This window comes from Amycolatopsis sp. 195334CR, from assembly GCF_017309385.1.
Lineage (GTDB): Bacteria > Actinomycetota > Actinomycetes > Mycobacteriales > Pseudonocardiaceae > Amycolatopsis.
Map to the genome: position 1 here is coordinate 190,939 of NZ_JAFJMJ010000004.1, position 24,318 is coordinate 215,256.

Here is a 24,318-nt window from a genome sequence, read left to right on the forward strand (position 1 = left end):
ACACGTTGCCGGCAAGAGGTGAGTTCTCACGTGTGCTGTTGCTGGCCGTCGACGCGTGGCGGTACGGACCGCGTGATGACCGAGCGCAGTTCGATCTTCAGGAGGCACTCGCGGAAGCGATGGATGTCGCGGCGGCGACGGCGGGCCTCGACCAGTCGGAATGGCGGACACAGGAAGCAGGTGACGGCTTCCTCGCGGTGGTGGCGGACAGCAGTGCCGAACCGACGATCATCGACCAGTTCGTCCGCCTGGTCGACGAGTGGCTGGCGAAGTACAACAAGCCACGCCTGGCGGACGCCCGGTTGCGCTTGAAGATCGCCGTCCACCACGGGGTGGCGGTGGAGGCGCGACTCGGCTTCGCCGGTCAAGGCGTCGTTCATGTGTGCCGATTGTGTGACTCCGCACCGGCCCGGAAAGCGCTGGAACGGATCCCCGAGGCAAATCTCGTCCTGGTCGTGTCCGAACTCGTCGCCGAGACGGTTCACCAGTGGCACACCTCATTGGTGGGCAGCGAGTTCCTCAGGATCTCGATCGACTCGGAGCAAAAAGGTTTCCACGCGGTCGCCTGGCTGAGGGTGCCCGGTGTACCTCCGGAGAAAATCGCCTCTTTGCTGGGAGGCGAAGGCGACACTCAAGAAAGCATGACCGTTGCGGCCAAGATGGACGGGGGTACGCCGGTCGGCCAGGTCATGTTCGACGACATTCTTGTTCGAACTCTTGAAACGGCAGAACTCCCCATTTCGGGGAAGCGGCGGACGACATCCGGCGAGGTCCTTTTCGAATTGACGTCGAGAACGTCCTGGACGCGCCTTCTCGGGCCAGGTGTCCGGGCCCTCGATGGGGTGCTGCGTGCGCGATTCCCCGGCTCGCTCATATCACTGGGGGTTACCATCGACGACGAGGCTGTTGCTCGCGAGTTAGCTGGCTCCTGCCGGATCGAGGAAACCGCCGTCGGTGCGCGTAGAAGCGGTTTGGTCATCATGGTTTCCGATCAGGTGTACAACGCTGTGGTGCGAGACGGCGGCCTTTCGGTGCAAGCGGATGCCTACCGGCGTGCTGAGGGCGATTTCACCGCCTGGGTCCGGGTGACTGGCGAGTCGATGCCGCCGCCCCCTCCTTCGCCGGAGAGGAGTGGGCGCGGTCCCCTGTTCATCTCCGAGATCGGGAAGGTCAACGGAACGGTGAGTCAGATCGGTGAAGTCCGTGCTGGTTCGATTCAATTCGGGGACAACTACGGTCGAAAGGGGCGAGACCGGTGAGCGATTCAGCAGCCGCGTCGGCGCCCGCGTCGGCTGGAGCCCACGCGCCGGGGAGTTCGGCGATGGGTGCTGAGGCAGCCGGAGGCAAAACGGAACCCGGCCAAGGGCAGGTCGAGGAAACCCCGGGCGAACAGGACCGAGGGCTCAGCGAAGCCTACACCCGAGGGCAGCGGTTCCTGTCGGAAAGCGCGGTCATGTCGCGGTACACGACAATAATCGGCGAGGCAGAGGCACGAAGTCTGCACATCGGCGACAACGTGTACATCGGAAGTTCCCTGTCGCGGACGTCAGGTTCGGTGCCAGCTGATGTACTGGCTTGGACCAAGGCGCGCTACGTGCCGGTCTCGCGGTACGACGAGATGTTCGACGCGCTGGGTTCGCGACGGGTCATTTTCATTCGCGGCCTGCCGGGCACGGGTAGAGCCACCACGGCTCTGCACCTACTCGATCGCGTCACGGGTGGAAAGGTCTTCCGCTTGGACAGCGGCGAAAAAGTCGAAAGCTTGACTGATCGGGAACTGCCTCATGAAGAGGCTGGATACGTCATTGAACTGACACGCCGGGTCGGCAACTCCCTGACTGAAGTGCACCTGGAGAAGTTGCGCGATCAGTTGGAGGAGAAATCTTCCTACTGCGTGCTGATCGGGGAGACCGACCCGCGACACGATGGCGCGTTCGGCGGGTACGCGTTCCCCTGCGTCGCGCCCGAACCCGGGGACTTGCTGCGGGCACACATCATCGAAGAGATTCGCGGCGATGAAACAGCCGGGTTCGAGGAAAAGCTCAGCGGGCTGATCCGCGCGAAGTGGGTCTCGGCCGCGCTGGGAACCGCACCGCGGCCGATCGAGTCGGCCCGGATGGCGGCGTTGCTGGCTGAACACGCCAGGGGCGGGGTGACCCGGGAAGAGGTTGAGCGTGAGGCCGACGGGTTCGCCTATGATCAGGTGGCGGAATGGTTTGCCGCGTTACAGGCGTTACGCCCGGGCGAGGACCTGGACGAAGCGCTCCGGCTCGCGGGGTTCCGAATCGCGCTCGCGGTGTTGAACGAGGCGCCCTTCAACGTCGTGGCCGAGGTCGCTGCGTTGTTGAGCCAGTTTTTCATCGACGCGATGGGCACGGTGCGCACGCGCCGCACTTCGCTGTTCTCCGATGACCAGGAGACGCGGTTGCCGGCGCTTCGTGCGCACCTCGTCAACGGGTACGCGGTCTTCGACAAGGTCAGGGTCGCGACCGAACTCCTGGCGTTCCAAGACGATCGGTATCCGATCACGATCCTCAAGTACGTCTGGCGCAACCATCACCACTTGCGGGCGGAGATGGTGCGCTGGTTGATGAAGTTGAGCAAGCACACGGTAACGGCGGTGTGGGTGCGATCCGCCCAGGCCGCCGGGTACCTTTGCTCGCTGGACTTCTCCTACGCGTTCAGCAAGGTGATCGTGCCGGGTGCCCGAGCCGAATACTCGAGGAAGGCCTGGCAGCGGAAGATGTTCGCGGCGCTCGCGCTCGATCAGGCAGGCCAGGACGGCGAGTTGCGAGCCGCCATCGACGAGCGGCTGTGTGAGTGGCGCAGGCGTGGTTTGTGGGGGGAACGCTGGACGGCTGCCGCGGCCTGGGGGTTCACCTTGGGGCGGGAGTCACCGGAACGTGCGTTCGAGGAATTGCGTGTGCTCGGGACGCAGTCCGAGCTGCGGGTCCCAGTGGACGAGGACGAGGCAGCCGACGTCGTACTGATGCACATCGCTGGCCGCAGCTTGGCGAGATTGCTCGCAGGCGGCGCCGTGCGAGAGGCCCTGGCGCGTATCGAGGTGTGGAACACGAGTGGCCGCAGCAGTCTGCGGAGACTTGCTGTCACTTCGCTGGCTTACGCTGCCAACCTTGACAGCTATGAGCTAGCTTACTTGCAGCTCCCGGTGAGCGGAAGGTCGGTGATGCGTCCCGGATCGGAACGCTGGCCGTTGCTGTTGGTGCTCCAGGCCGACGACCCCGGCTTGACCGAGCCCATCGCCAATCTCATTCGAGGTCTTCTTCGCAGCACGGAGGGCGAGCGGACAGCCAGGGAATTCCTCCGCAAGTGGTTTCGCGCGGCCGAGTTCGACGCGGAGTGCATGGGCGTGCTGGTGAAGTTCCTCCCCAATGTCGTACATGACCAGAACGACACGCAGCGGCTGTGCTACTTGATCGAGTGGACGCGGACGAGCTGGGAGGACCCGCTGCGAGACGACGTAGCGAAGGACCTGGTCGCGGCCGTTTCGCCGGAGAACGAGAAGGAGCCGACTTCATGACCGAGGGACAGCAGGAAGCCAACAAGGTCGGTGAGCCGGGCGATGTCTCGTATCCTGTCTGGGAGCGCGCGGCGGGTGAATCCCGCACTGACGACGGTGGAGTCGCACGGGCCGAATCCGCGGCATACGCGCCGATTTCCAAAGAGCGGCACCTCCGGCGGTTCGAGTTCCTCTTTCGACGGCCGCCGGTTCGAGCGTGGGTGGCCAGGGTTTTCGTCCTGTCCACCGGAGAGTTGCGTGTCTTCGCCCCGGACGAGCAGCCGACCACCGGCGAGCTGTTGTGGAGCGGGTACCGGACGATGTACGACGTCGATCTCTCCCGGCGGCGGCTGGCGCTCGAACTCTCCGTGCCCAGCAAGGGTGATGCCTTCGCGTTCCGTGCGAATGTCGATCTGCGGTGGAAGGTCGAGGAGCCGAGGAAGGTGGTGGCGGAGGGGATCACCGATATCCGCAGGCTGGTCGTTCCGTTGTTGTTGCAAGTCCTGCGAAAAGCGACGCGGGACCAGCAGGCTGCGAGTGTCCAGGACGCTGAGGACCTGGCGAACGAGGAACTGAGAGTGAGAAAGAAGCAACTCGGCTCGGAGTACGGGATCTCGGCGGAGGTGTTCGTGCGCCTGCGAATGGATGAACAGTGGGAACGGGGTGTTCGGATGAAGTCGGAGGTGGCCACATATCGGGCCATTATCGCCCGAGGAGATCTGGACCAGTTCGCGCTTCACCTCGCACAGCGCCCCGGAGACGTGGAAGACGTGCTCAAAACCCTGGTCAGCGAGCGTGATTCCCATCGTCACGATCTCTTCGAATTCATCGCCAAGCTTCTGAAGTCGGGTGCGCTCGAGCGGTGGCAGGTCGATGACAAGGTCAACGACGCATTGAAGTGGCTGCAGGAGTCCGCCGATCGTGTCATTTACGGGACTGACGACGCGCACCGGTTTTCTGTGAAATCGAGGAAGTCCGAATCCGGTGTGAACGGGAGGAAGGGCAGGAATTAGTGTGTCCGGTCTCGCCGAGGGGTTCTTCGGATTTGTCCTCTTTGTCGCGCTGACCTGTCTTGTCGTGAGGTTCGTGCTGCCGGTCGTATTGGCAGTACTGATTGAACCGCTGCGTGGCGTTGTCCTGGTGGTAGCCGCTGTTCTGGTGCTGCCGGAGTACTGGGTTAGTGCCGCCAGCCGACGTCGTCATGGTTGTCCTCCGGGACTCGCGTATCTGTACGGCAGCGTCGTCGGCTGGATGGCGGCGATCGCCTGCCGCGCGGTTGGCGTGGTGTGCGAAGGGATGGCGAATGTCGCGAAGATCGTGCATCCGGCCCTGATAGGGCTGGTTGCCGCGTCGTGGCAATTGTTGCGCCTGGTGAGCTGACGGGGTGGATAACCGGTTGCCGCGCCGTGGCGGGCGGGGTTAGGGTCGGCGCACTCTGAAGATCAACGCTTCCCGGGAACCATGCCGCAGATGGGGAGCAGGCCCGCGAAGGGCACGGAGGGGCGGCGCCGTTGTTGTCCTGCCCTCCGGAGGTAACCCCCATGAAGATCGGTCTTGGCCTGCCCGTCGACGAACCCGCCGTGCTGGTGGACTGGGCGCGGCGCGCGGACGCCGGCCCGTTCCGCACGCTCGGCCTGCTCGACCGGCTGGTGTTCGGCAACCCCGAGCCGCTGGTCACGCTGGCGCACCTGGCCGCCGCCACCTCGCGCGTCCGGCTGCAGACCGAGGTGCTCATCGCGCCGCTGCACAACACCGCGCTGCTGGCCAAGCAGTCGGCCACGCTCGACCGCCTGTCCGGCGGCCGGTTCACCCTCGGCATCGGGGTCGGCGGCCGCGCGGACGACTGCTTCGCCGCGGGCATCGACATCCGCACCCGCGGCCGCCGGCTCGACGAGCAAATGACGCTGCTGCACCGGATCTGGGCCGGGGAGCCGTACGGTTCCGGTGCCGGTCCCATCGGCCCGTCGCCGGTCACGCCCGGCGGTCCGGAAGTGCTGTTCGGCGGGTTCGCCCCGGCCGCCATCGACCGGGTCGGCCGCTTCGGCGACGGCTTCCTCGGTGCCGCGCTGCCACCCGCCCTGATGGCGGATCGGTTCCAGCAGGTGCGGGATGCGTGGCGGAAGTACGACCGTCCCGGCGAACCGCGGTTGATCGCACAGGTCAATGTGGCGCTCGGGCCGGACGAAACGGTCGAACAGGCCCGCCGGAACATCCGGGCCTACTACGCGTTCAGCGGTCACGCCGACCACATCGCCGGCGCCCTGCTCGCCACCCCTGACGCGATCCGTGACGCCGCGAAGTCCTATTCGGACATCGGGGCCGACGAGGTGATGCTCTACTGCTGGTCCTCGGACACCGGCCAGGTCGGCCGGCTCGCCGACGTGGTGTCCTGAACGGCGGCACCGCCGGTTTCCTCGCGGGCCCGGCGCAGCATGCTCACGAAGTCGCTGCCGCCGGTGCCCTTGCCCTCGCCGCGTTCGAACCGGGTGATGTACCGCCCGGTCAGGCCGATGTGCCTGCCCCGGAGGTCGGTGAGGGTGCGCACGGCCGCGTTGTACGACTCGGTCAGCGGCGGGTGCCCGGCGGTGCCGGCGTAGTCGCGAATGGACGGTCCCGCGCCGAGGTCGTGCAGGAAGCGCCGGTGCGCCTTCGGCATGGACCGGCGCATGCCGCCCAGGAACCCGGCGGTGAGCGGGTCGTCGTGCACGATGCCGAGCCCGGTGTCGAAGGCCTGGATCAGTGAGCTCTGCGCGGCGCTGCCCCCGGCGAGCACGCAGGGGGCGGCGCCGGTCCCGTCGAGCGTCACGCCGTCCCAGCCGGTGAGGAAGCGGCGCACCCGGTGGTAGAAGACGTACGGGTCGCACCAGCGCTCGACGTCGAGAAAGGCGCGTATGGTGCGGTCGAGCACCAGCCGCAGGTCGGTGAGGCAGGAGGTCAGCCGCGCGGCGTCGTCGCCCGCGACGGCCTCCTGCCCGTCGGCGAGCAGTTTCAGCGCGGGCGCGCCGGTCAGTTCGACCCCGGCGGTGGCCAGGTAGAACCACTTCTCGTCGACGCCGCCGAGAAAGGTGACCTGGGTGTCGATGTTGTCCATGCCCAGCGGCCGGGCGGGATCGAGGCGCCGCCAGTTCGCCAGCACGATCGACGCGTGCGCGATGATCGGTGGCCGGTCCAGTTCGGCGGCCAGGCGGTGCAGGGGCCGCGCGAGCACGGCGGGCACGTTCGACGTGGGTGGATCGGCGGCCCAGACGTGGGCGTTGGCGAGGCAGACGAGCAGCAGCATCGCCCGCTCCCGCTCGGCGTCGGTGGTCAGTCCCTCCGGCGACAATTCGGGCAGCGCGGCCACGGCCTCTCGCATCCGGCCGGTCATCAGCCGCGCGCCGATGTCGCGGGCCGCGTCTTCCCACGGCCCGAAGTACGGCGGCAGCCGGTCCAGCGGGTCGGCCGCGGGCAGGAAACCGCGGTGTTCGTCGATGCCGTAGTCCCGCAACGCCTTCAGCGTCCTTGCTGCCATGGTGCCGATGCTATGATCCTCCGCGTGACTGCCGGGTCGGCCCAGAGCCAAGAGCGGATGAGGATCCCGGCCGCGCCGTGATCACCCGGCGGGCCAGGGGCCCGCCACCTCCGTGCGTTTTCCCGTTCCTCGGGACTGCGTGGAAGGAGGTGATCACATGTCCCAGAACCAGGTATGGCAGGACTTCCTCGCTGAGCACGGCCAGGGCAGCGTTGTCGACGGCACCGTCGCCTCGGTGGTTCCGTTCGGCGCCTTTCTCGAGGTGGCGCCCGGAATCCACGCCCTGCTGCACGCGTCCGGCTGGACGGCCGAACCGGCCGTCGGCGCGTCGCTGTCGGTGCGCATCCTCGATATCGACGAGGAGAAGCAGCGGCTGAGCGTGGCTCCCGCCTGATGAGCGGTGCGGGGGCAGATTGAGGCTGCCCCCGCACCTCCCGCAGTTTAGAGGTGCGACAGCGCGAAGGCGGTCAGGAAGCCGGTCACGGTGATGATGCCGTTCCACAGGTGCGCGCTCTCGAACGCCTCCGGGATCATCGTGTCGGCGATCATCGCCAGGATCGCGCCGCCCGCGAGTGCGGTGATCGCGGCCAGCACCTCCTCGGGCACGCCGCCGAGCAAGCCGTACCCCAGCATCGCCGCGCCACCGCTGATCAGCGCGATCCCGGCCCACAGCGCGAACACGTACCGCGCGCTCCGCCCGGCGCGCCGCATACCGGACGCACTGGACAGACCCTCGGGCACGTTGCTGATGAACACCGCGGCCACGGTCACCGCGCTGACCGAACCGCCGCCGAGCAGGCTGGTGCCGATCACCATCGACTCCGGCACGCCGTCGAGCAACGCGCCCAGCGCGATCGCGGTGCCGGACCCGCTCTGCTCGGTTTCGCTGGGCTGCTGGTCACCGGAGCGCTTGCGGTGCCGGGCACCCCGGCGCGCCAGCACCACGTTCGCGAGCGTGTAGAGCACGGCCCCGCCGAGCGCGCCCGCGGCGGTGGGCAGCAGTCCGCCTCGTTCGTGTGCCTCGGCGATCAGTTCGAACGAGACCGCCGAGAGCAGCACGCCGCTGCCGAAGGCCATCACCGCGGCGACGATCCCGGCGGGAATCCGGATCAGGTACCCGAGCAGCGCACCGCCCAGCAGCGCCGATCCGGCGAGCAGGCCCCAGCCGCCGGCGGCGAGCAGTTCCGGCATGCGGGTTCCTCCTTGCTCGTCCCTCCGGCGCACCGTACCCGCCCGCGGCGGAAAATGCCGTGCCACGGGCCGCCGGACGGGTTAGCTTCGCGGGCATGAAAGATCATCCGGAGGGCGAGGTCGACCTGCGGCCGGTGCTGCGCGACTGGGGGATCGACGCGGTCGTGCTCGACTACGCGGCGGTCGGTTTCGGTGACTACCACTGGCTCGCCACCGCTGCGGACGGCCGTCGCTGGTTCGTCACCCTGGCCGACCTGGCCAACAAGGTCCACTGTGGACTCGGCGTGGTGGCGGCCGGGGCCGGGCTCCGCCGGGCGATGGACACCGCCTGGCACCTGCGGCACACCGGACTGGATTTTGTCGTGGCGCCGGAGAAAACTACTGGCGGGGACACGGTCCGGCCGGTGGGGGGCCGGTACGCGGTGAGCGTTTTCCCTTTGCTGGACGGGTCTTCCGGTGATTTCGGGGACACGCCGCGGGGTTCGGTGGTCGATCTGCTGGCGACCCTGCACGGTGTCGCGCCGCCCGAGTGCGTGCCCGTGCTCGAACCTGATCTCGCGCTGCGTTCGCGGCTGGAAGGGGCGTTCGGTGAGTTGGACTGCCCGTGGGACACCGGTCCGTACGGCGAATCCACGCGGGAGTTGCTGGCCGGTCACCAGGACGGGCTGCGGCGCCGGCTGGCCGAGTTCGATCGCCGGATCGCCGAGCTGAGCCCCGAGCGGGTCGTCACGCACGGTGAGCCGCATCCCGGCAATGTGCTCTGGTCGGGGGAAGACCGGCACCTGCTCGATTGGGACACCGTCGGCCTCGCGGTCCGGGAGCGTGATCTCGCCTTCGCCACCGCGGAGGAGTTGGAGCGGTACGAGGAGCTGACCGGGCACCGGCCCGATCCGGCGACGTTGTCGACTTACCGCCTGCGCTGGGATCTTGACGAGGTGGCCATCTACGTCGAACTGTTCCGGCAACCGCACGCGCGGACCGAGGACACCGGGCTCGCCTGGGCGGAGCTGGCCGAGATCGTGGCGAAGCTCTAGACCCGCTCGATGTGGGCGCGGACGTGGGTGCCCGCCGGGTCGAGCCAGCCCTTCGACGCGGCGTAGGCGAGCATGCCGTCGAATCGGGTGGGCCAGTCGTCGGCGGTGCGGCCGTCCGCCAGCTTGCGCAGGGCGTCGACGGATACGTGGACGTGCTCGCCGCCGTCGTCGAGCTTGCCGAGGTCGTGCTCGGCGAGCACCTCGGGCAGCCGGTCGTCCGCGCTGACCTCGACGTGGAAGCGGGTGCAGTCGTCGGGATCGGCGAGGTCCGGGCCGGACTGGGCGATCAGCAGGCGCATGATTCCAGCGTAGGCTGGGGAGCGCGGGGAACGCCTTCCGGTTTGCTCTTGACTGATTACATTTGCATCTGGTGGACGCCGGACGGCGCTGCCTACGCTCGCCCGCATGATCAGGCGAATCGGTGCGCTGGTCGCGGCGCTGACCGTGCTGTCCGGAAGCGCGGTGGCCCAGGCGCTGCCCGCGGTGAACATGGAAGCGGTGCTCAAGGCCGCGCAGATCGACCCCCGGCGCGCGGATTCGGCGGTGACGCCGGGTAGCGGGGACAGTGTGCTGGCGGTGGAACAGGCCCTCACGGACGAGGGACTCCTCGCCGCTGAGTACGTCGACGGGCACTTCGGCACGAAGACCGTCGAGGCGTACGCGGCTTTCCAGCGAGCGCAGGGTTCCAGCGGCCTCGACGCGTCGGGTTTCCCGGGGCGGGCGTCGTTGCTGAAGCTCGGTGAGCAGCGGTTCTCCGTGACGCGGACGCTGGTGCCGGGCGCGAAAGTGACCTACCGCGGTGCGTTGATGAACGCGCGGACCAAGGCGATGCTGGTGGCGGCCGAAGGCAGGATGGGGCACGCGCTGGTGGTCACGCAGGGTTCGTACAACCCGGGCGGCGACCCGACTTCGGCGGGCACGCACGACGGCGGGGGCGTGCTGGACATCTCGGTCAGCGGGGTGACGCCGGTGAACGTGGTGCGAGAGCTGCGGACGGTCGGCTTCGCGGCGTGGTACCGGACTCCCGCGCAGGGTGACTGGGAGGCGCACATCCACGCGGTCGCCCTGGCCGACCCGGACCTCTCACCCCCGGCGCAACACCAGGGCGGCGACTACTACCTGGGGCGAAACGGCCTGGCCAACCGCGGCCCGGACGACGGGCCCCCGGTGACCCCGAAACGCACCTGGGAGGAGTACCGCCGAGTCACCGCCGGAAGCCTGCCGGGAGTCTCGGCGGAGCAGTAGTCGGAAGTTGCCGGACCCCGGCGAAGCAGAATTGCGAGGCCTGCCGGGTTGCTCGGCGGACCGGTTGCGCGAGGCCTGCCGGGAGCCTTGGCGAACCAGTAGTGTTCGGATCATGATCCGTCACACGGTTGCCTTCCGGCTTCGCCACGCACCCGGCTCGGCCGAGGAGCGCGAGTTCCTGACCGCCGCGCTCGTGCTCGCCGACATCCCCGGGGTGCAGCGGTTCGAGCAACTGCGCCAAACCAGCCCGAAGAACGACTTCCGCTTCGGCTTCTCGATGGAGTTCGCCGATCAGGCCGCGTACACCGGGTACAACGAGCACCCGGTGCACACGGCCTTCGTGGCGGACCGCTGGCTGACCGAAGTCGACGACTTCCTCGAAATCGACTACGAACCCCTCGCCTGACGGACACGAATGCGGCTTTCGGAAACGCCCCGAAAGCCGCATTCGTGTCCAGGCGGCGAGCCGTAGGCTGGGGCCGGTGCCGGACGAACCGCCCCTCGCCACGGAGCGGACGTCGGTTCTGCTCGCCGAGTACACCGCGTTGCGCGCCGAGGTCGCGTCCCGGTCGGCGGCCCAGCACACCCTGATCAACATCGACCTCACCGCCTGCGGGGCGATCGCCGGACTGGCCCTGTCCGGCCGGGTCGCGGTGGCGGTGCTTCTGCTGATCCCGTTCCTGTCGGGCTGCTGCGCGATGCTGTACTTCGACCACGCCGCCCAGATCGACACCATCGGTTCCTACCTCGACACCGAAGTCCGCCCCGCGCTGGCGCGGCTGCTCGGTGACGACACGCTGTTGCGCTGGGAAGGTGCGAACAAGGTCGAACGCAGCCAGCGCAGACCGTTGCTCATCCGGTTCGGCATCCCCCTCCTGCTGCTCTTCGTCCTCGGCCCGGCCGCCCTGTGCGCCGGGCTGGTGGTGACCGCCGACGCGTGGTGGAAATGGGCGGCCCTGGCGGCGGGCTTCGTGGTGCAGGGAGTGGTCTGCACCATGTGGTTCAGCCTGTTCCGCCGCTGGGCCGCCCCGTCGTCACCGGGAGACGCGTCGTCACCGGGAGACGCGGTCCAGGGGGAGGCGTAGCACCTGCCCCTCCGCCACCGCGGCGTTTCGCGTCCGGATGGCCTCCAGTTCGGCGTCGCTCAACGAGCGCCGGTAGAAGCGGATTTCGTCGAGCGCGCCTTGCCAGCGTTGCGTGTTGTCCAGCCGCTGCCCGACGATGAACTGCCACGACACGGTCTGGCTGATCGTGCCCGCCGAGGCCGGGCCTGCCGCGGCTTCGGCGCCATCGATGCTCAGCGACAGGCGATCCCCGGTGCGCCGCAGGGCCACGTGGTGCCACTGCTGGTCGTCGTAGGCGCCAAAAGTGGTGATCGACTTGGACCCGGCCGGGGTGGTCATCGTGGCGATCAGCCTGCCCAGCCGCGGTTCGGCGCGCAGCCACAGCTGCGGCGCGGTCCCACCCATGCCACCCAGCCAGGTCAGCACCTGATCGGCCTTGCTCCCGCCGTAGCGGAACCAGCCGGTCCAGGTGAAGTCACCCGCACCCGGCGACTGCGCCGGGTGGTACGGCACGCGGAGATAACCGCCCAGCTCCAGCGCCCGCCCGTACGGGCCGTCCACGGTGGACGAGGAGCCCACCACCGTGGCGTCCGAGTGCTGCCGGGAAAGGTCCGGTGTGGACGGTCCGGCCGGGTTCTTCCAGCCCAGTACCTCCTCGCCGAACCGCGCGAACCGGATCTCGTCGCGGGCGTCCACCGGGCCGCCCTCGTACATCAGCCCGATCTCCACCGACGGCGACCGCGGATCGCTGATCTGCACCAGATCCGAGTACCCGGACCAATCCGAGGTGACCCGCGTGCCCTGCTCGACCGTCTCCCAGCTCCGCCCACCGTCATACGACGAACGGATCATCATCCACCGCCGCCGGTCGGTGTCCGAGGGCGACGAGAACAGCAGCCGCTCGGGCTTGCCCGGCCGCTGCAACCGCAGCACCGAACCCTGCACGATCGGCGTCACCAGATCCGGAATCGTGGCGAACGGCGTGCTGAACGACTCGCCACCATCCCGGCTGATCGCGTACGAACGGTTGCCGACGTCCGTGCCGCCCTGGTCGCGCCCGGCCGCGTACACCGACCCGTCGGCCAACTCGGCGACGCTGATCTCCTGCGGTTTCTGCGTGTACGTGCCCGGTACCGAATGCGGGTAGTCGGTCTGCGCGCCGATCCGCCAGCTGTCACCGTGGTCGTCGCTGTAGATCAGCGCGGCGTGGTTCTCCACCGACTGCGTACCGCGGGCGGTTTCCGCGTTGATCCCGAACACCAGCCGCCCGGCGTGCGGGCCCTTCTCCAGCTGGATCCCGTGCACCGGCCCGGAGGCGTACCACGCCGTCCACTCCGGACGCTTGACCTGGGCACCGATGTCACGCGGCACCGACCACGTCTTGCCGTCGTCGTCGCTGTGCTGCTGGTGCGGGAACCGCGGGCACGGGATCGCGCAGCCCTTGTCGTCCTCGCGTCCCGCGTTGTACGTGCTGATCAGCACGATCCGCCCGGTCACCGCGTCCACGATCGGCACCGGGTTGCCGTGGGTGTCCCCGTCCCCGGAGTTCACCACCTGCAACGGCGACCACGTGCGCCCGCCGTCCTCCGACCGCTTGAGCACCAGGTCGATGTCCCCGGTGTCCCCGCAGTTGTCCACCCGGCCCTCGGCGAACGCGAGCAGTGTGCCGCGCGCGGTCTTCACGATCGCCGGGATCCGGTAGCAGGCATAACCCGGATCGGCCGAAGCCTCGAACAACACCTGCTCGTCGATCGCGGGCGCCGCCGCGGCCGGTACCGCGAATCCCGCCAGCAGCAGGAAAACCAGGAGCAGCGCTCGTTTCACGACGTCCTCCGAAGCACGGCGACACCACGCGAGCCGAGCACGACCTCGTCCAGCGCGACTTCCGGATCGGTGAGCAGATCGGCCGAAGCCGACGGCATCGGCACGGTGACCTCTTCGGTGGTGTGGTTGAGCAGGATCAGGTACTCGCGCTCCGCCCCGCGCCGGACCACCGCCTGCACGCCCTCTGGCAGACCGGTCACCACCGGCGCCGCCGAAGCCGCCGCCGAGATGCGGTCGAACAACGCGCGCATCGCGCCGGGCTCGGGCCGGGTAGCCAGGTACCAGGCGACCCCCTCGCCGAACTCGTGCCGGGTCACCGCCGGGCGCCCGGCCAGGTCACCACCGGCGAAGGAAGCCACCACCTCGGCGCCTTCGAGCTCGACCCACTCCGACCACACCGTCGCGCCGGACTCGGTGCCGTCGGTGAACCGGACCGTGGTCGTGCCGCCGTCGGGCAGCGGCCAGAACTCGTCCACCCGCAGCCCGAGGATGTCCCGCAGCGGCACCGGATACCCGCCGAGGTACGCGCGGTCGCAGGCGTCCACGATGCCGGAGAAGAACGACACCACCAGGTGCCCGCCGCGCTCGACGTACCGGCGCAGGTTCGCCGCCACCGCCTCGTCCATCAGGTACAGGTTCGGCACCACGACCAGCTTGTACCCCGACAGGTCGTCGGCGGGGTGCCGCACGTCGCAGGTGATCCCGGCGTCGAACAGCGGCGCGTAGTGCACCAGGTGCGTTTCGAGCTGGTCCAGGTCACCGGAGGGGTGCGAGTCCAGTTCCAGGCCCCACCAGCTCTCCCAGTCGTGCAGGATCGCCACGTCCGCGTCGATCGTGGTGCCCGCCAGTTCGGAGACCGTGGCCAGCTCCTGGCCGAGCGCGCTCACCTCGCGCCAGGTCCGGGTTTCCCGGCCGCCGTGCGGCACCATCGCCGAGTGGAACTTCTCCGCCCCACCGCTGGTCTGCCGCCACTGGAAGAACAGGATCGCATCGGCACCACCGGCGACGGCCTGCCAGCTGCCCAGCCGCATCGCGCCGGGGGCCTTGGGGCTGTTGCGGTTGCGCCAGTTCACCGCGCTGGGCGCCTGCTCCAGCAGCATCCACGGCTTGCCGTCCTTGAGCGAGCGCACCAGGTCGTAGGCGAACGCGGCCTCCACGTGCGAGCGCGGGTCGTACGGATCGGGGTAGGAGTCGAGGCTGACCACGTCCTCGTGCGGGACCCAGCGGTGCCAGTCCAGCGACTTCTGCACCCGGCCGACGAAGTTCGTGGTGATCGGCACCTGCGGGGTGAGCCGCCGCAGCACCTTCTGCTCGGCCAGGTAACAGCCGAGCGAGGCGTCGGAGGAGAACCGGTGGAAGTCCAGCTGCTGCGCCGGGTTCGGGAAGGTCGGCGCCACCCTCGGCGGGAACACCTCGGCCCAGTCGTCGTACTGCTGCGACCAGAACGTGGTGCTCCACGCCTGGTTCAGCGCGGCGATGTCGCCGTAGCGATCGGCCAGCCACCGCCGGAAGTCCGCCGCCGAGTTGTCGCAGTAGCAGGCGCGGATGTGGCAACCGTACTCGTTGCCGATGTGCCACATGGACAACGCGGGGTGCTCGCCGTAGCGCCGGGCGACCTGCTCGGCCAGCCGCGCGGCGTAGCGGCGGAAGACCTCGCTGGACGGGCAGAACTGCTGGCGCGCCCCGGCCGAGAGCCGGGTGCCGTCGGCCCGCACCGGCAGCACCTCCGGGTGCAGGTGGGTCAGCCACGGCGGGGGAGAGGCGGTCATCGTGGCCAGGCAGACCTCGACGCCGGCGTCACCGAGCTTGTCCATCACCGTGTCGAACCAGCCGAAGTCGTACTCGCCCGGCCGCGGTTCGACCCCGGCCCAGGAGAAGATGCCCGCGGTCACCATGGTCACCCCGGACTCGGCCATCAGTTTGATGTCCTCGTCCCACACCTCGGCGGACCAGTGCTCCGGGTTGTAGTCGGCCCCGTAGTGGATCTTCCCGAACATCAGACCAGCCCCGTCTCGGCGAGCTTCTCCTTGATCCGCAGCAGTTCCTCCGCGTTCAGCGGGAGCTGCGGCGGGGCCATCACGGCGTTGTCGATGAACCCGCGCAGCTTCATCGCCGCCTTGAACGCGCCCAGCGCCGCCGAACCGCGGCCCATCCGGTCGACCGGCGCGACATCGGTGATGGTGAACAGGTTCAGCAGGCGCTCCTGCACCTTCTTCGCCGCGTCCAGCTCACCGGCGAGCACGTGCCGGTGGATGGCCACGTACCCGTCCGGGTCGACGTTGGCCAGCCCGGGCACCACCCCGTTCGCGCCCAGCGCCAGCGCGGTGTCCACCATCAGCTCGGAGCCGGTGAACACGGCGAACGAGTCCAGCCCGCGTTCGGCCTTGCGCAGCAACACGAACCGGAACCCGGCCTCGTCCCCGCTGGAGTCCTTCAGCCCGGCGATCACGCCGTCGGCGGCCAGGCGCAGCACCATCTCGCGGTCGAGCCGGTTGTGCACGGCCATCGGGATGTCGTAGGCGAAGATCGGCAGCCCGGTGCGCTCGGCGAGCAGCCGGAAGTGCCGGTCGATCTCGGCGACGTGCGTGCGGGTGTAGTACGGCGCGGTGACCACGATCGCGTCCGCACCGGCCTTCTCCGCGTCGCGGACGTGCTCGGCCACGCGCAGGGTGGTCATGTCGATGCACCCGGCCAGCACCGGCACGCGCCCGGCGGCCTGGTCGACCGCCGTTTCGAGGACCACGCGCCGCTGCGCGTCGGGCAGGAACGGCACCTCACCGGACGAGCCGAGCACGAAGATCCCGTGCACACCGGCGGTGATCTGGGCTTCGATGTGCCGCCGGAACGAGGCGGTGTCGACGGTCCAGTCGTCGTGCAGCGGGGTGCACAGCGGCGGGATGACGCCGGCGAACTGCGGGGTGGTCATGATGGGCTCACTCCGATGGTTTCGGCGGGTGTTTCCGGGTGGATGCAGCGGTAGGTGTGGCCGGGCGAACCGGTGGACAACGGGGGCAGGCCGACGGCGCAGGCGTCGGTGGCCTTCGGGCACCGCGTGCGGAAACCGCAGCCGCTGGGCGGCGCGGTCGCCGAGGGCACCGGCCCGCTGAGCACGATCGGCTCGACCGGGTTCAGCAGGCTCGGCGTGGCGGAGAACAACGCCCGCGTGTACGGGTGGCGGGCGCCTTCGGGGAGTTCGGCGGCCGGCGCCTGCTCCACCACCCGCCCCAGGTACATGGTGACGATGCGGTCGCTCATCTTCCGCACGGTCTGGATGTCGTGCGAGACGAAGACCATCGCCAGGCCGAGCTGTTCGCGCAGGTCGATGAGCAGGTTCAGGATCTGCGCGCGGACCGAGACGTCCAGCGCCGAGGTCGGCTCGTCGGCCACCAGCAACGCCGGTTCCAGCGCCAGCGCCCTGGCGATGGCAACGCGCTGCCGCTGGCCGCCGGAGAGCTGGCCGGGTACCGCGTCCGCGACGCTGTCCGGCAGGCCGACCAGCGACATCAGCTCGCGCACCCGGGCGTCCCGCGTGGTGTTCGTGCCGACGCGGTGCACGTCGAGCGGGTCGCGGATGATCCGGGACACGGCCAGCCGCCGGTTCAGCGCGGTGGCCGGGTCCTGGAAGATCATGCCGACGTCGCGGCCGAACTTCCCGGCCCGGTCCGCCCCGCGCATCTCCCACAGCGAGTCGCCTCGGTAGCGCACGGTGCCGCTGGTCGGCCGTTGCAGCCCGACCATCACCTTGGCCAAAGTGGACTTCCCGCAGCCGGATTCGCCCACCACGCCCACGGTTTCCCCGGGGTCGATGGCCAGGTTGGCGTCGGTCAGCGCGTACACCGAGGCGTGGCCGAACAGCCGGTCACCGGCGATCCGGTGCACCACGTGCACCCCGTCGAGTTCGAGCAGGCTCATGACCGCGCTCCTTCGGCGAGCAGGGCTTCTTCGTCGATCTCGGCGGGGAAGTGGCAGGCCACCTGGTGCTTGAGCGTGGTGCCTTCGACCGCCGGTGCTTCCGTGCGGCAGCGGGCCCGCGCCGCCGGGCACCGGTCGGCGAACCGGCAGCCGGAGCCGAATTCGGCCGGTGCCGGGACCACGCCCTTGATCTGGGTGAGCCGCGCCTGGCTCTCCTCCAGCGACAGCACCGCGCTGAGCAGGCCGCGGGTGTAGTGGTGGCGTGGCGCGCCGACCACCCGCGCGGTGGTGCCGGTCTCGGCGACCTGCCCGCCGTACATCACCACCACGCGGTCGGCCACGTCGGAGACCAGCGCGAGGTCGTGCGAGACCAGGATCAGCGCGAACCCGAGCTCCTCCTGCAACCGCAGCAGCAGCGCGATGACCTGCGCCTGCACCGTGACGTCGAGCGCGGTGGTCGGCTCGTCCGCGACGATCAGCTTGGGGCTGCGCGAGAGCGCCATCGCGATCAGCACCCGCTGCCGCTGCCCGCCGGACAGCTCGTGCGGATAGGCCCGCAGTGTCCTCTGCGGATCCAGGTTGACCAGCTCCAGCAGTTCGGCCGGGGTGCGCGTGCCGCCACGCCGGGTGAACTGCTTGAGCTGGGCCTGGATGGTCATCGCCGGGTTCAGCGAGCTGAGCGCGTCCTGGTAGATCATCGAGATGTCGTGCCCGAGGTGGCGCCGCCGCTCCGCCGGGCTCAGCGCGAGCAGGTCCCGCTGGGCGAACCGGATCTGGCCGGACACCTTCGCCGTGCGCGGTTGCAGGCCCATGATCGACAGCGAGGTCAGCGACTTGCCGCAGCCCGACTCGCCGATCAGGCCGAGCACTTCGCCCGCCCGCACGGAGAACGAGACCCCGGCGACCACGTCGACCCCGTTGTGCCGGTCGGGGAACGAGATCGCCAGGCTGTCCACCTCGAGCACCGGCGGTTTGCCGTCGAGATCCCGTGCCGTGCGGGAAAGCCGGGTGCCGACCTCGCGCAGGCCCGAAATGGGCAGCACCGGTTCGGTGTTCTCCGCGGCCTCCTCGGCGGCGACCTCCTTGGCCGCCCGGCCCGCCTTCGCGCTGCGGGCCGAGGGCGCCGCCCACGCGTCGGAGATGCCTTCGGAGAGCACGTTCAGCGCGAGCACGGTCACCAGGATCAGCAGGCCGGGGAACACCGTGGCCCACCAGCCGCCGATCAGCACCAGGTCCTTGCCGTCGGAGAGCACCGAGCCCCACGACGGGTCCGGCGGCTGGATGCCCGCGCCGATGAACGACAGCGAGGCCTCGAATACGATCGCCTCGGCCACCATCACCGTGCAGAACACCAGCACCGGCGCCGCGCAGTTGACCGCGACGTGCCGGGCCAGGATGAACCACCGCTTCGCGCCGATGATGTGCTCCGCGGCGACGTAGTCCTCGCTGTACTGCGCCAGCACGTTCGCCCGCACCACCCGCGCGATCGACGGCGTGTTCAGGAAGGCGATGGCCAGGATCAGCACGCTGATCCCGCGCCCGAACACCGCCACCAGCACCGCGGCCAGCGCGATGCCGGGGAAGGCCATGATCACGTCGAGGATCCGCATGATCACCGCGTCGGTGCGGCGGCCGGCGGTCGCCGCGAGCGAGCCGATCAGCGCGCCCGCGACCAGCGCGAGCGCGGTGGCGCCCAGCCCGATCGCCAGCGACCAGCGGGTACCCGCGACCAGGCGGGAGAAGATGTCCCGGCCCGACTGGTCGGTGCCGAACCAGTGCCCGCCGCCGGGCCCGCCGGCGTCGGTGCTCAGCGCGTCCGGGTCGTGCGTGGTGAGCAGGTCGCCGAACAACGCGACCAGCACCAGCACCGCCAGCACGCCCAGCGCGATCCACGAAGCGGCGCCCAGCCGCCGCGCGCCGCTCACGCGTGGCTCCGCAGCCGCGGGTTCGCCAGCAGGTACAGCAGGTCGACGATCAGGTTCACCAGCACGAAGCCGATCGCGATGGTGATCACGAAGCCCTGCACCTTGGCGGTGTCGCCGTCCTTGACCGCCTGGATCATGTTCTGCCCCATTCCCGGCAGCGCGAACATCGTCTCGATCACCACGGCGCCGCCGAGCAGGTAACCGACCCTCAGGCCGAGCACGGTGAGCGGGTTGACCAGCGCGTTGCGCAGCACGTTGCGCCCGATCACCACCACCGGCGGCAGCCCGCCGCCGCGCGCGGTCCGGACGTAGTCGCGGTCCAGTTCCTCCACCATCGAGGTGCGGATGATCCGGGTCAGCTGCGCCGCCACCGGCATGGCCAGCGCGATCGCGGGCAGCGCCATCGAGTTCAGCCAGCCGCCGAACGAGTCGTTCATGCTGACGTAGCCGCTGGTCGGGAACAGGCCCTCGCCCACGGCCAGCCACTGCACCAGCAGCAGCGCGATCCAGAACGCCGGCGCGGCCACCCCGGCCAGGCTGACCAGCCGGATCAGCTGGTCGGGCCAGCGGTCGCGGAACAGCGCCGAGGTGATGCCCAGCGCCAGCGCCACCACGATGGCGATGACCAGGCCCATCAGGGTCAGCTGCACGGTCAGCGGCAGCGCGGTGGTGATGGTCTCGCCGACCGGCTGCTTGGTGATCACGCTGGTGCCGAAGTCACCCTGGACCAGCTGCCAGACGAAGTGCACGTACTGCAGCGGCAGCGGGTCGTTGAGCCCGTTGGCCTCCCGGAACGCTTCGAGCTGCTCCTGGCTGACGTTGGCGCCCTCGAACGCGGCCAGCGCCGGATCGGTGGGGGAGAAGCGCATCACGATGAACACGAAGAGGATGACGCCGAGCAGCAGTGGCACCAGGGCCAGCACCCGCCCGGCGAGCATCCGCACGATGACGACCACGAACCTGTCTCCCGGCTCAGACCGGCTTGGCCTGGTTGAGGTAGATGCCCGGATACCCCTGCGCGCGCACGCCGCTGAGCGCCTTGCCGTCCCAGGCGGTGCCGAGCTGGGTGAACACCACCGGGTAGATGACCGCGTGCTCGGAGATCAGGTCGAGCAGCTGCTTGGTCAGCGCGGCGCGCTTGCCCGCGTCGACCTCGGCGGCGGCCTGGTTCTGCAGGGCCAGCAACGCCTGGGCGTCCGCGCCGGTCCACTTCGCGTAGGTCTTCATCAGCAGCGACTTCTCGTCGTAGTAGTAGCGGATGAGCAGATCGGGGTCGTTGCCGAACTGCTGCGGGTTGTTCGTGGTCGCGACCACCTGGAAGTCGGTGCCCGCGTCGAGCTTGCTGAACAGCGCCTTGGTGTCCTGGGAGTCCAAAGTGGTCTGCACGCCGATGGCGTCCCAGCCCTCCTTGATCACCTTCACGCAGTCGGCCACCAGCGAGGTGTTCGAAGTGGACAGTGAGATGGCGAGGTTGCCGACCCCGGCCTGGGCCAGCAGATCCCTGGCCTTCTGCGGGTTGTAGCCGAAGTCGTGCACGGCGGGCTGCGACGACGGCAGCGCCGGGTTGATGAACGAGGTGGCCGGGGTGCCCGCGCCCTTGAGGCCGATCTCCACCATCTTCTTGTTGTCGATGGCGTAGTGCAGCGCTTGGCGCACCAGCTTGTTGTCGAACGGCGGGTGCGCGGTGTTGAACAGCAGGAACAGGTTGTTGCCGCCGTCGGCGAACTCGACCGTCCGCCCGGCGGCCCGCAGCTGCTCGGTGTTGGCGGCGGGGATGTTCTCCACGATCTGCGCGTCCGGCGTGGCGCCGGAGATGGCGGCCACGCGGGGCGCGGCGTCCACGATCGACTTCCAGAGCATCTTCTGGTACGCGGCCGGGCGCGGGCCGTTGTACTCGGCGAACTTCTCGAACGAGGTGTGGCTCAGCGGGGCCTGCTCGGTGACCTTGTACGGGCCGGAGCCGACCACCTTGCCGCTGGCCGCGTCGGCCCACTTCCCCTCGAACACGTGCTTCGGCACGATCTTGCAGGTCTGGATGCGGTCGAGCGCGTAGGGGAAGGGGAACTTCAGCACGAACTCGACCGCGCGCTCACCGGACTTGCGGACCTCGGCCAGCCAGTGCGCGAAGAAGGCGTGGACCAGCACGTTCTCCTTCGGGTCGAGCGCGCGGGCGTAGGTGAACACCACGTCGTCGGCGGTCACCGGCTGCCCGTCGTGCCACTTCGCGCCGTCGCGGAGCTCGAACTTCAGCGTGGTGGCGTTGAGGTCGGCCGGCAGGGCCTTGGCCAGCGCGGGGAAGGACTCGCGGGTGATCGGGTCGCCCTCGACCAGCGATTCGTAGCAGTGCAGGTTGGCCGCCATCGCGAAGGCGGAGGCGGTCTGCAGCGGATCCCACGACTGGTTGTTGCCGTAGCCGAGCACCGCGGTGATGGAGCCGGTCGAGTTGCCGGTCTTGTTCGTCGAGGCCGGGCCGCCGCCGCAGGCGGCCAGCGTGGAGGAGAACGCCACGGCGCCGCCCGCGAGTGCGGAGTAGCGAAGCAGGTCGCGCCGGCTGAACCGGCGAACGGATCCGATCGGGCTGTGGGGCATGAGGACTCCTGTGTGGCACCAACGGCGATGGTGGTCATCGGACGTGGGATGTCCGACGTGGGCCGAACTGTAGGAGGCGGCGCTCTTCCCGGTCAAGGGGTCTTATGACGTACGATGTCCGACGCAACCGGCCGGTGACCGAACGTATCCGAGGAGAACTGTCGTGGCGCGTCCCCAACGCGGTGCCGAGATCACCCGGCAGATCATCGATCTGATCGTCGAGCGCGAGCTGCCGCCCGGCGCGCCGATGCCCACCGAGCTGAGCCTGATGGACGACCTCGGGGTCAGCCGCACCTCGATCCGCGAGGCGATCAAGGCGCTGCAGGCGCTGGGCATCGTCGAGGTGCGGCACGGCCACGGCACCTTCGTCGGCTCCGGCGGGCCGGAGGCGCTGCAGACGTGGCTGATGTTCCGTACCCGCACCCGCGGTGACGTCGGACGGCTCCGTGACCTCCTGGAACTGCGGGAGATGATCGAGACCGAGCTGACCCGGCGCGTGGCCTCGCGGCACCGGCCCGAGCTGATCGGCGAACTGGAGGCGTGCGTCGCGCGGATGCGCCGCAAGGGCCCGGACGCCGCGGTGGCCGACCGGGAGTTCCACGACCTGCTCGGCGCCGAGGCCGGGTTCGCGCTCGCGCGCGAGCTGACCGCCCTGTTCTGGGACGTCTACCGCGCCACGGAACCCGAAGTCGGCGGCCCGGTCTCGTCCCCGGCTTCGACCGCGAAACGGCACCAGCGGATCGTCGACGCACTGGCCGCCGGCGATCCGGACGCCGCGGTCGAAGCCATGCACCGCCACTTCGACGAGGTGCGCAAGCGGGCCAAGGCCGCGCCCTACGGCGCCCCGGTCACCGCCTGATCTGGCGGGTGAGCTGGCCGATCGTCACCTGCGGGTGCAGCGGCCGCGGCTCCAGGCCTTCCACGTCCAGCACCAGGTACCAGTGCGCGGTGCTGGGCACGGAGATCTTGAACAGCGGGGCGGTGGCCACGCCGCCGTGCATCCGGTAGAACTGCTTGCGCCGGTAGGCGGTGTAGTTGACCTCGGTCAGCAGGCGGACGTTCGCCATCGCGTTGAGCCGGACCGTGACCACGGTTTCGCGTTGTACCGTGCCCAGGTCGAAAGTCTTGTGGTACAAGGTGTCCTCGATTCACCGCAAGGGATGTTCGCTGGTGTGGCTGCGAAACGCGGTGAACCTTCAGTCCGGGCGGCTGCCCGGTTTGATCGAACGCCACAGCGGCACGTCATCACCCTGGCGGGCGACCACGTAACCGAGGACCAGCCGCACGCCCTCCGGCGCGAACCCGGCCGACGTGGCGTGGGGCGTCGCGGTGGTGGTGTTACCCGGCGAGGAGAGCGGGACGAAGGGGACCGGTGGAAAGCCTTGGTGTGCGGGCGATTCCGGTGTCGGTGCGGTCGGGGTGCCGGGTCTCGCGGCGGAGGTGCGCGCCGGAACCTCGGCAGGCGTTTCGCCGCGCGGCAGCGTCACGGTGATCGATTCCGGTGCCTGGTGCACGACGGTGACGACCGGGGTTGCCGCGACGGCTTGCGGGGCGGGAGTGGTGGTTCCCGGCACTTTCGCCGCGGTAGGGGGCGTGCTGGTCGCCGACGGGGGTTTCGGGGCCGGGAGTGAAGGGAGCAGCGGTGTCTCGGTCGCTTCGGCCAGCGGGACCAGGATCGGTTCGACAGCTTGGCCCAGTCCGCGGCTGACCACGCCGACGCTGTCGGTCACCAGTGACAGCGGATCCTCGACGAGGTCGAGCACCGGTTCAAGGGTCTGGACCACTCCGGAGACCGGCTGGACCACTGTGGCCACGGTGTGGTCCACCTGGTCGAGCACGGGTTTCACCGGTTCGAGCACATTCGCGACGGGCTGTTCCACCAGGTGCAGCAGGGGAGCGGTCGCGTCCACCAGGTCCGCCACCGGTTTACCGGCCTGCGACAGGGTTTTCTTGGTCTGGTCCAGCAGCGGCGCGACCGGCCGGGTGACCGGTTTGCTGATCTGGTGCACCACCGGTTCGACCAACTCGGTGACGGGTTTGATCAATGGGGTGACCGGCTTGGGAGGAATTGGTGCACCAGGTGCGTTTTTCTTGGGGTGCACGGCTTTTCCGGCTTCACCCAGCAGGGGGTCGAGGAGGTGGGTGACAAGATCGGGCCTTTTCGGTTCTTCCTCCGCGTCGGCGGAAGAGCCGAAAAGACAGGAAACCGCGAACATCGCCAGCAGCAACCCGGCCAGCCAGAGCAGGGCGCGCAACCAGCGCCGCTGCGCCGTGCCGCCCGCGACCGCCACTGCTCGTCCTCCTCCGGTAACGCTCCCAGGTACCCCCTTTCCGATTATTCACACCTGGACCCGTTACCGGAGCGCCCGAACGGACCAGCCTGCGGGAGGTTTGGCGGCGGCCGGTCCGGGGGTACGCCCCCTGCCATGTGGTTCGCGGTGAGCACCCCGGCAGTCGTGATGATCCTCGCCCTGCTGCTCGAACGGTACGAGCGCAGATGGTC

General features: G+C 69.2%; 23 protein-coding genes. 11 read left to right on the plus strand and 12 right to left on the minus strand.

Annotation, left to right across the window (positions count from 1 at the left end):
* Positions 1–32 precede the first annotated feature (32 nt).
* From JYK18_RS44700 to JYK18_RS44720, 5 genes are all read left to right on the plus strand, one after another.
* Positions 33–1,259 (plus strand): hypothetical protein, encoded by a 1,227-nt coding sequence (locus JYK18_RS44700; RefSeq protein ID WP_206810339.1) that lies wholly within the window; start codon positions 33–35, stop codon positions 1,257–1,259.
* A 62-nt stretch (positions 1,260–1,321) separates the two neighbouring features.
* Positions 1,322–3,541: a hypothetical protein gene (locus tag JYK18_RS44705; RefSeq protein WP_206810340.1), complete on the plus strand. Its 2,220-nt coding sequence runs from the start codon at positions 1,322–1,324 to the stop codon at positions 3,539–3,541.
* Positions 3,538–4,533 carry a hypothetical protein gene (locus tag JYK18_RS44710; RefSeq protein WP_206810341.1) on the plus strand — a complete coding sequence of 332 codons (996 nt, stop codon included), beginning with the start codon at positions 3,538–3,540 and terminating at the stop codon, positions 4,531–4,533. Before JYK18_RS44705 ends, JYK18_RS44710 begins: the two co-directional genes overlap by 4 nt.
* Before the next feature lies 1 nt (position 4,534).
* On the plus strand, positions 4,535–4,900 hold the full coding sequence (locus JYK18_RS44715) for a hypothetical protein (RefSeq protein WP_206810342.1): 366 nt from the start codon (positions 4,535–4,537) through the stop codon (positions 4,898–4,900).
* A gap of 161 nt (positions 4,901–5,061) precedes the next feature.
* The gene (locus tag JYK18_RS44720) at positions 5,062–5,913 is read left to right on the plus strand and encodes an LLM class flavin-dependent oxidoreductase (protein ID WP_206810343.1); all 852 of its coding nucleotides are present in this window, start codon (positions 5,062–5,064) and stop codon (positions 5,911–5,913) included.
* Here JYK18_RS44720 and JYK18_RS44725 read toward each other — a convergent pair.
* Entirely contained in the window at positions 5,856–7,031 is a 1,176-nt protein-coding gene (locus JYK18_RS44725) for a hypothetical protein (RefSeq protein WP_206810344.1), read from the minus strand. The two genes, JYK18_RS44720 and JYK18_RS44725, sit on opposite strands and share 58 nt — an antisense overlap.
* A 157-nt stretch (positions 7,032–7,188) precedes the next feature.
* Here JYK18_RS44725 and JYK18_RS44730 point away from each other — a divergent pair, with 157 nt between their 5' ends.
* Complete coding sequence (locus JYK18_RS44730; protein WP_206810346.1) at positions 7,189–7,425, plus strand: S1 RNA-binding domain-containing protein; 237 nt, start codon at positions 7,189–7,191, stop codon at positions 7,423–7,425.
* Between the two features lie 47 nt (positions 7,426–7,472).
* Here the strand turns inward: JYK18_RS44730 and JYK18_RS44735 are convergent, their stop codons facing one another.
* Positions 7,473–8,222: a ZIP family metal transporter gene (locus JYK18_RS44735; RefSeq protein ID WP_206810348.1), complete on the minus strand. Its 750-nt coding sequence runs from the start codon at positions 8,220–8,222 to the stop codon at positions 7,473–7,475.
* Positions 8,223–8,317: 95 nt separating this feature from the next.
* On the opposite strand from JYK18_RS44735, the gene JYK18_RS44740 reads away from it, so the two are divergent.
* The gene (locus JYK18_RS44740) at positions 8,318–9,256 is read left to right on the plus strand and encodes a phosphotransferase (protein WP_206810351.1); all 939 of its coding nucleotides are present in this window, start codon (positions 8,318–8,320) and stop codon (positions 9,254–9,256) included.
* Here JYK18_RS44740 and JYK18_RS44745 read toward each other — a convergent pair.
* On the minus strand, positions 9,253–9,555 hold the full coding sequence (locus JYK18_RS44745) for a hypothetical protein (protein WP_206810353.1): 303 nt from the start codon (positions 9,553–9,555) through the stop codon (positions 9,253–9,255). The two genes, JYK18_RS44740 and JYK18_RS44745, sit on opposite strands and share 4 nt — an antisense overlap.
* Before the next feature lie 106 nt (positions 9,556–9,661).
* Here JYK18_RS44745 and JYK18_RS44750 point away from each other — a divergent pair, with 106 nt between their 5' ends.
* The 3 genes from JYK18_RS44750 (at position 9,662) to JYK18_RS44760 (ending at position 11,586) form a co-directional block, all read left to right on the plus strand.
* Positions 9,662–10,501 (plus strand): peptidoglycan-binding protein, encoded by an 840-nt coding sequence (locus JYK18_RS44750; RefSeq protein WP_206810355.1) that lies wholly within the window; start codon positions 9,662–9,664, stop codon positions 10,499–10,501.
* Positions 10,502–10,613: 112 nt separating this feature from the next.
* Entirely contained in the window at positions 10,614–10,907 is a 294-nt protein-coding gene (locus JYK18_RS44755) for a Dabb family protein (RefSeq protein ID WP_206810357.1), read from the plus strand.
* A 76-nt stretch (positions 10,908–10,983) separates the two neighbouring features.
* The gene (locus JYK18_RS44760) at positions 10,984–11,586 is read left to right on the plus strand and encodes a hypothetical protein (RefSeq protein ID WP_206810359.1); all 603 of its coding nucleotides are present in this window, start codon (positions 10,984–10,986) and stop codon (positions 11,584–11,586) included.
* Here the strand turns inward: JYK18_RS44760 and JYK18_RS44765 are convergent.
* The 7 genes from JYK18_RS44765 to JYK18_RS44795 are packed head-to-tail and all read right to left on the minus strand — an operon-like array spanning position 11,554 to position 21,815.
* Positions 11,554–13,389: a sialidase family protein gene (locus tag JYK18_RS44765; protein WP_206810361.1), complete on the minus strand. Its 1,836-nt coding sequence runs from the start codon at positions 13,387–13,389 to the stop codon at positions 11,554–11,556. The genes JYK18_RS44760 and JYK18_RS44765 overlap by 33 nt on opposite strands.
* Complete coding sequence (locus JYK18_RS44770) at positions 13,386–15,386, minus strand: beta-galactosidase (protein ID WP_206810362.1); 2,001 nt, start codon at positions 15,384–15,386, stop codon at positions 13,386–13,388. Before JYK18_RS44770 ends, JYK18_RS44765 begins: the two co-directional genes overlap by 4 nt.
* Positions 15,386–16,315, minus strand: coding sequence for a dihydrodipicolinate synthase family protein (locus tag JYK18_RS44775; RefSeq protein ID WP_206810363.1), 930 nt, complete (start codon positions 16,313–16,315; stop codon positions 15,386–15,388). Before JYK18_RS44775 ends, JYK18_RS44770 begins: the two co-directional genes overlap by 1 nt.
* Positions 16,312–17,301 carry an ABC transporter ATP-binding protein gene (locus tag JYK18_RS44780; RefSeq protein ID WP_206810364.1) on the minus strand — a complete coding sequence of 330 codons (990 nt, stop codon included), beginning with the start codon at positions 17,299–17,301 and terminating at the stop codon, positions 16,312–16,314. Before JYK18_RS44780 ends, JYK18_RS44775 begins: the two co-directional genes overlap by 4 nt.
* A complete protein-coding gene (locus JYK18_RS44785) occupies positions 17,298–19,226 on the minus strand; it encodes a dipeptide/oligopeptide/nickel ABC transporter permease/ATP-binding protein (protein WP_206810365.1) in 1,929 nt (642 codons plus the stop codon). Before JYK18_RS44785 ends, JYK18_RS44780 begins: the two co-directional genes overlap by 4 nt.
* Positions 19,223–20,182: an ABC transporter permease gene (locus JYK18_RS44790; RefSeq protein ID WP_206810366.1), complete on the minus strand. Its 960-nt coding sequence runs from the start codon at positions 20,180–20,182 to the stop codon at positions 19,223–19,225. The genes JYK18_RS44785 and JYK18_RS44790 overlap by 4 nt, the downstream gene beginning before the upstream one ends.
* Before the next feature lie 16 nt (positions 20,183–20,198).
* Positions 20,199–21,815, minus strand: a complete 1,617-nt coding sequence (locus tag JYK18_RS44795; protein ID WP_206810367.1) for an ABC transporter substrate-binding protein — start codon at positions 21,813–21,815, stop codon at positions 20,199–20,201.
* Positions 21,816–21,978: 163 nt separating this feature from the next.
* On the opposite strand from JYK18_RS44795, the gene JYK18_RS44800 reads away from it, so the two are divergent.
* A complete protein-coding gene (locus JYK18_RS44800) occupies positions 21,979–22,674 on the plus strand; it encodes a FadR/GntR family transcriptional regulator (RefSeq protein ID WP_206810368.1) in 696 nt (231 codons plus the stop codon).
* On the opposite strand, the gene JYK18_RS44805 is transcribed toward JYK18_RS44800, so the two are convergent.
* Together JYK18_RS44805 and JYK18_RS44810 are read right to left on the minus strand one after the other, a co-directional pair.
* Positions 22,664–22,951, minus strand: a complete 288-nt coding sequence (locus JYK18_RS44805; RefSeq protein ID WP_206810369.1) for a DUF1883 domain-containing protein — start codon at positions 22,949–22,951, stop codon at positions 22,664–22,666. The two genes, JYK18_RS44800 and JYK18_RS44805, sit on opposite strands and share 11 nt — an antisense overlap.
* Before the next feature lie 60 nt (positions 22,952–23,011).
* On the minus strand, positions 23,012–24,106 hold the full coding sequence (locus JYK18_RS44810; protein WP_206810371.1) for a hypothetical protein: 1,095 nt from the start codon (positions 24,104–24,106) through the stop codon (positions 23,012–23,014).
* Positions 24,107–24,318: the final 212 nt, after the last annotated feature.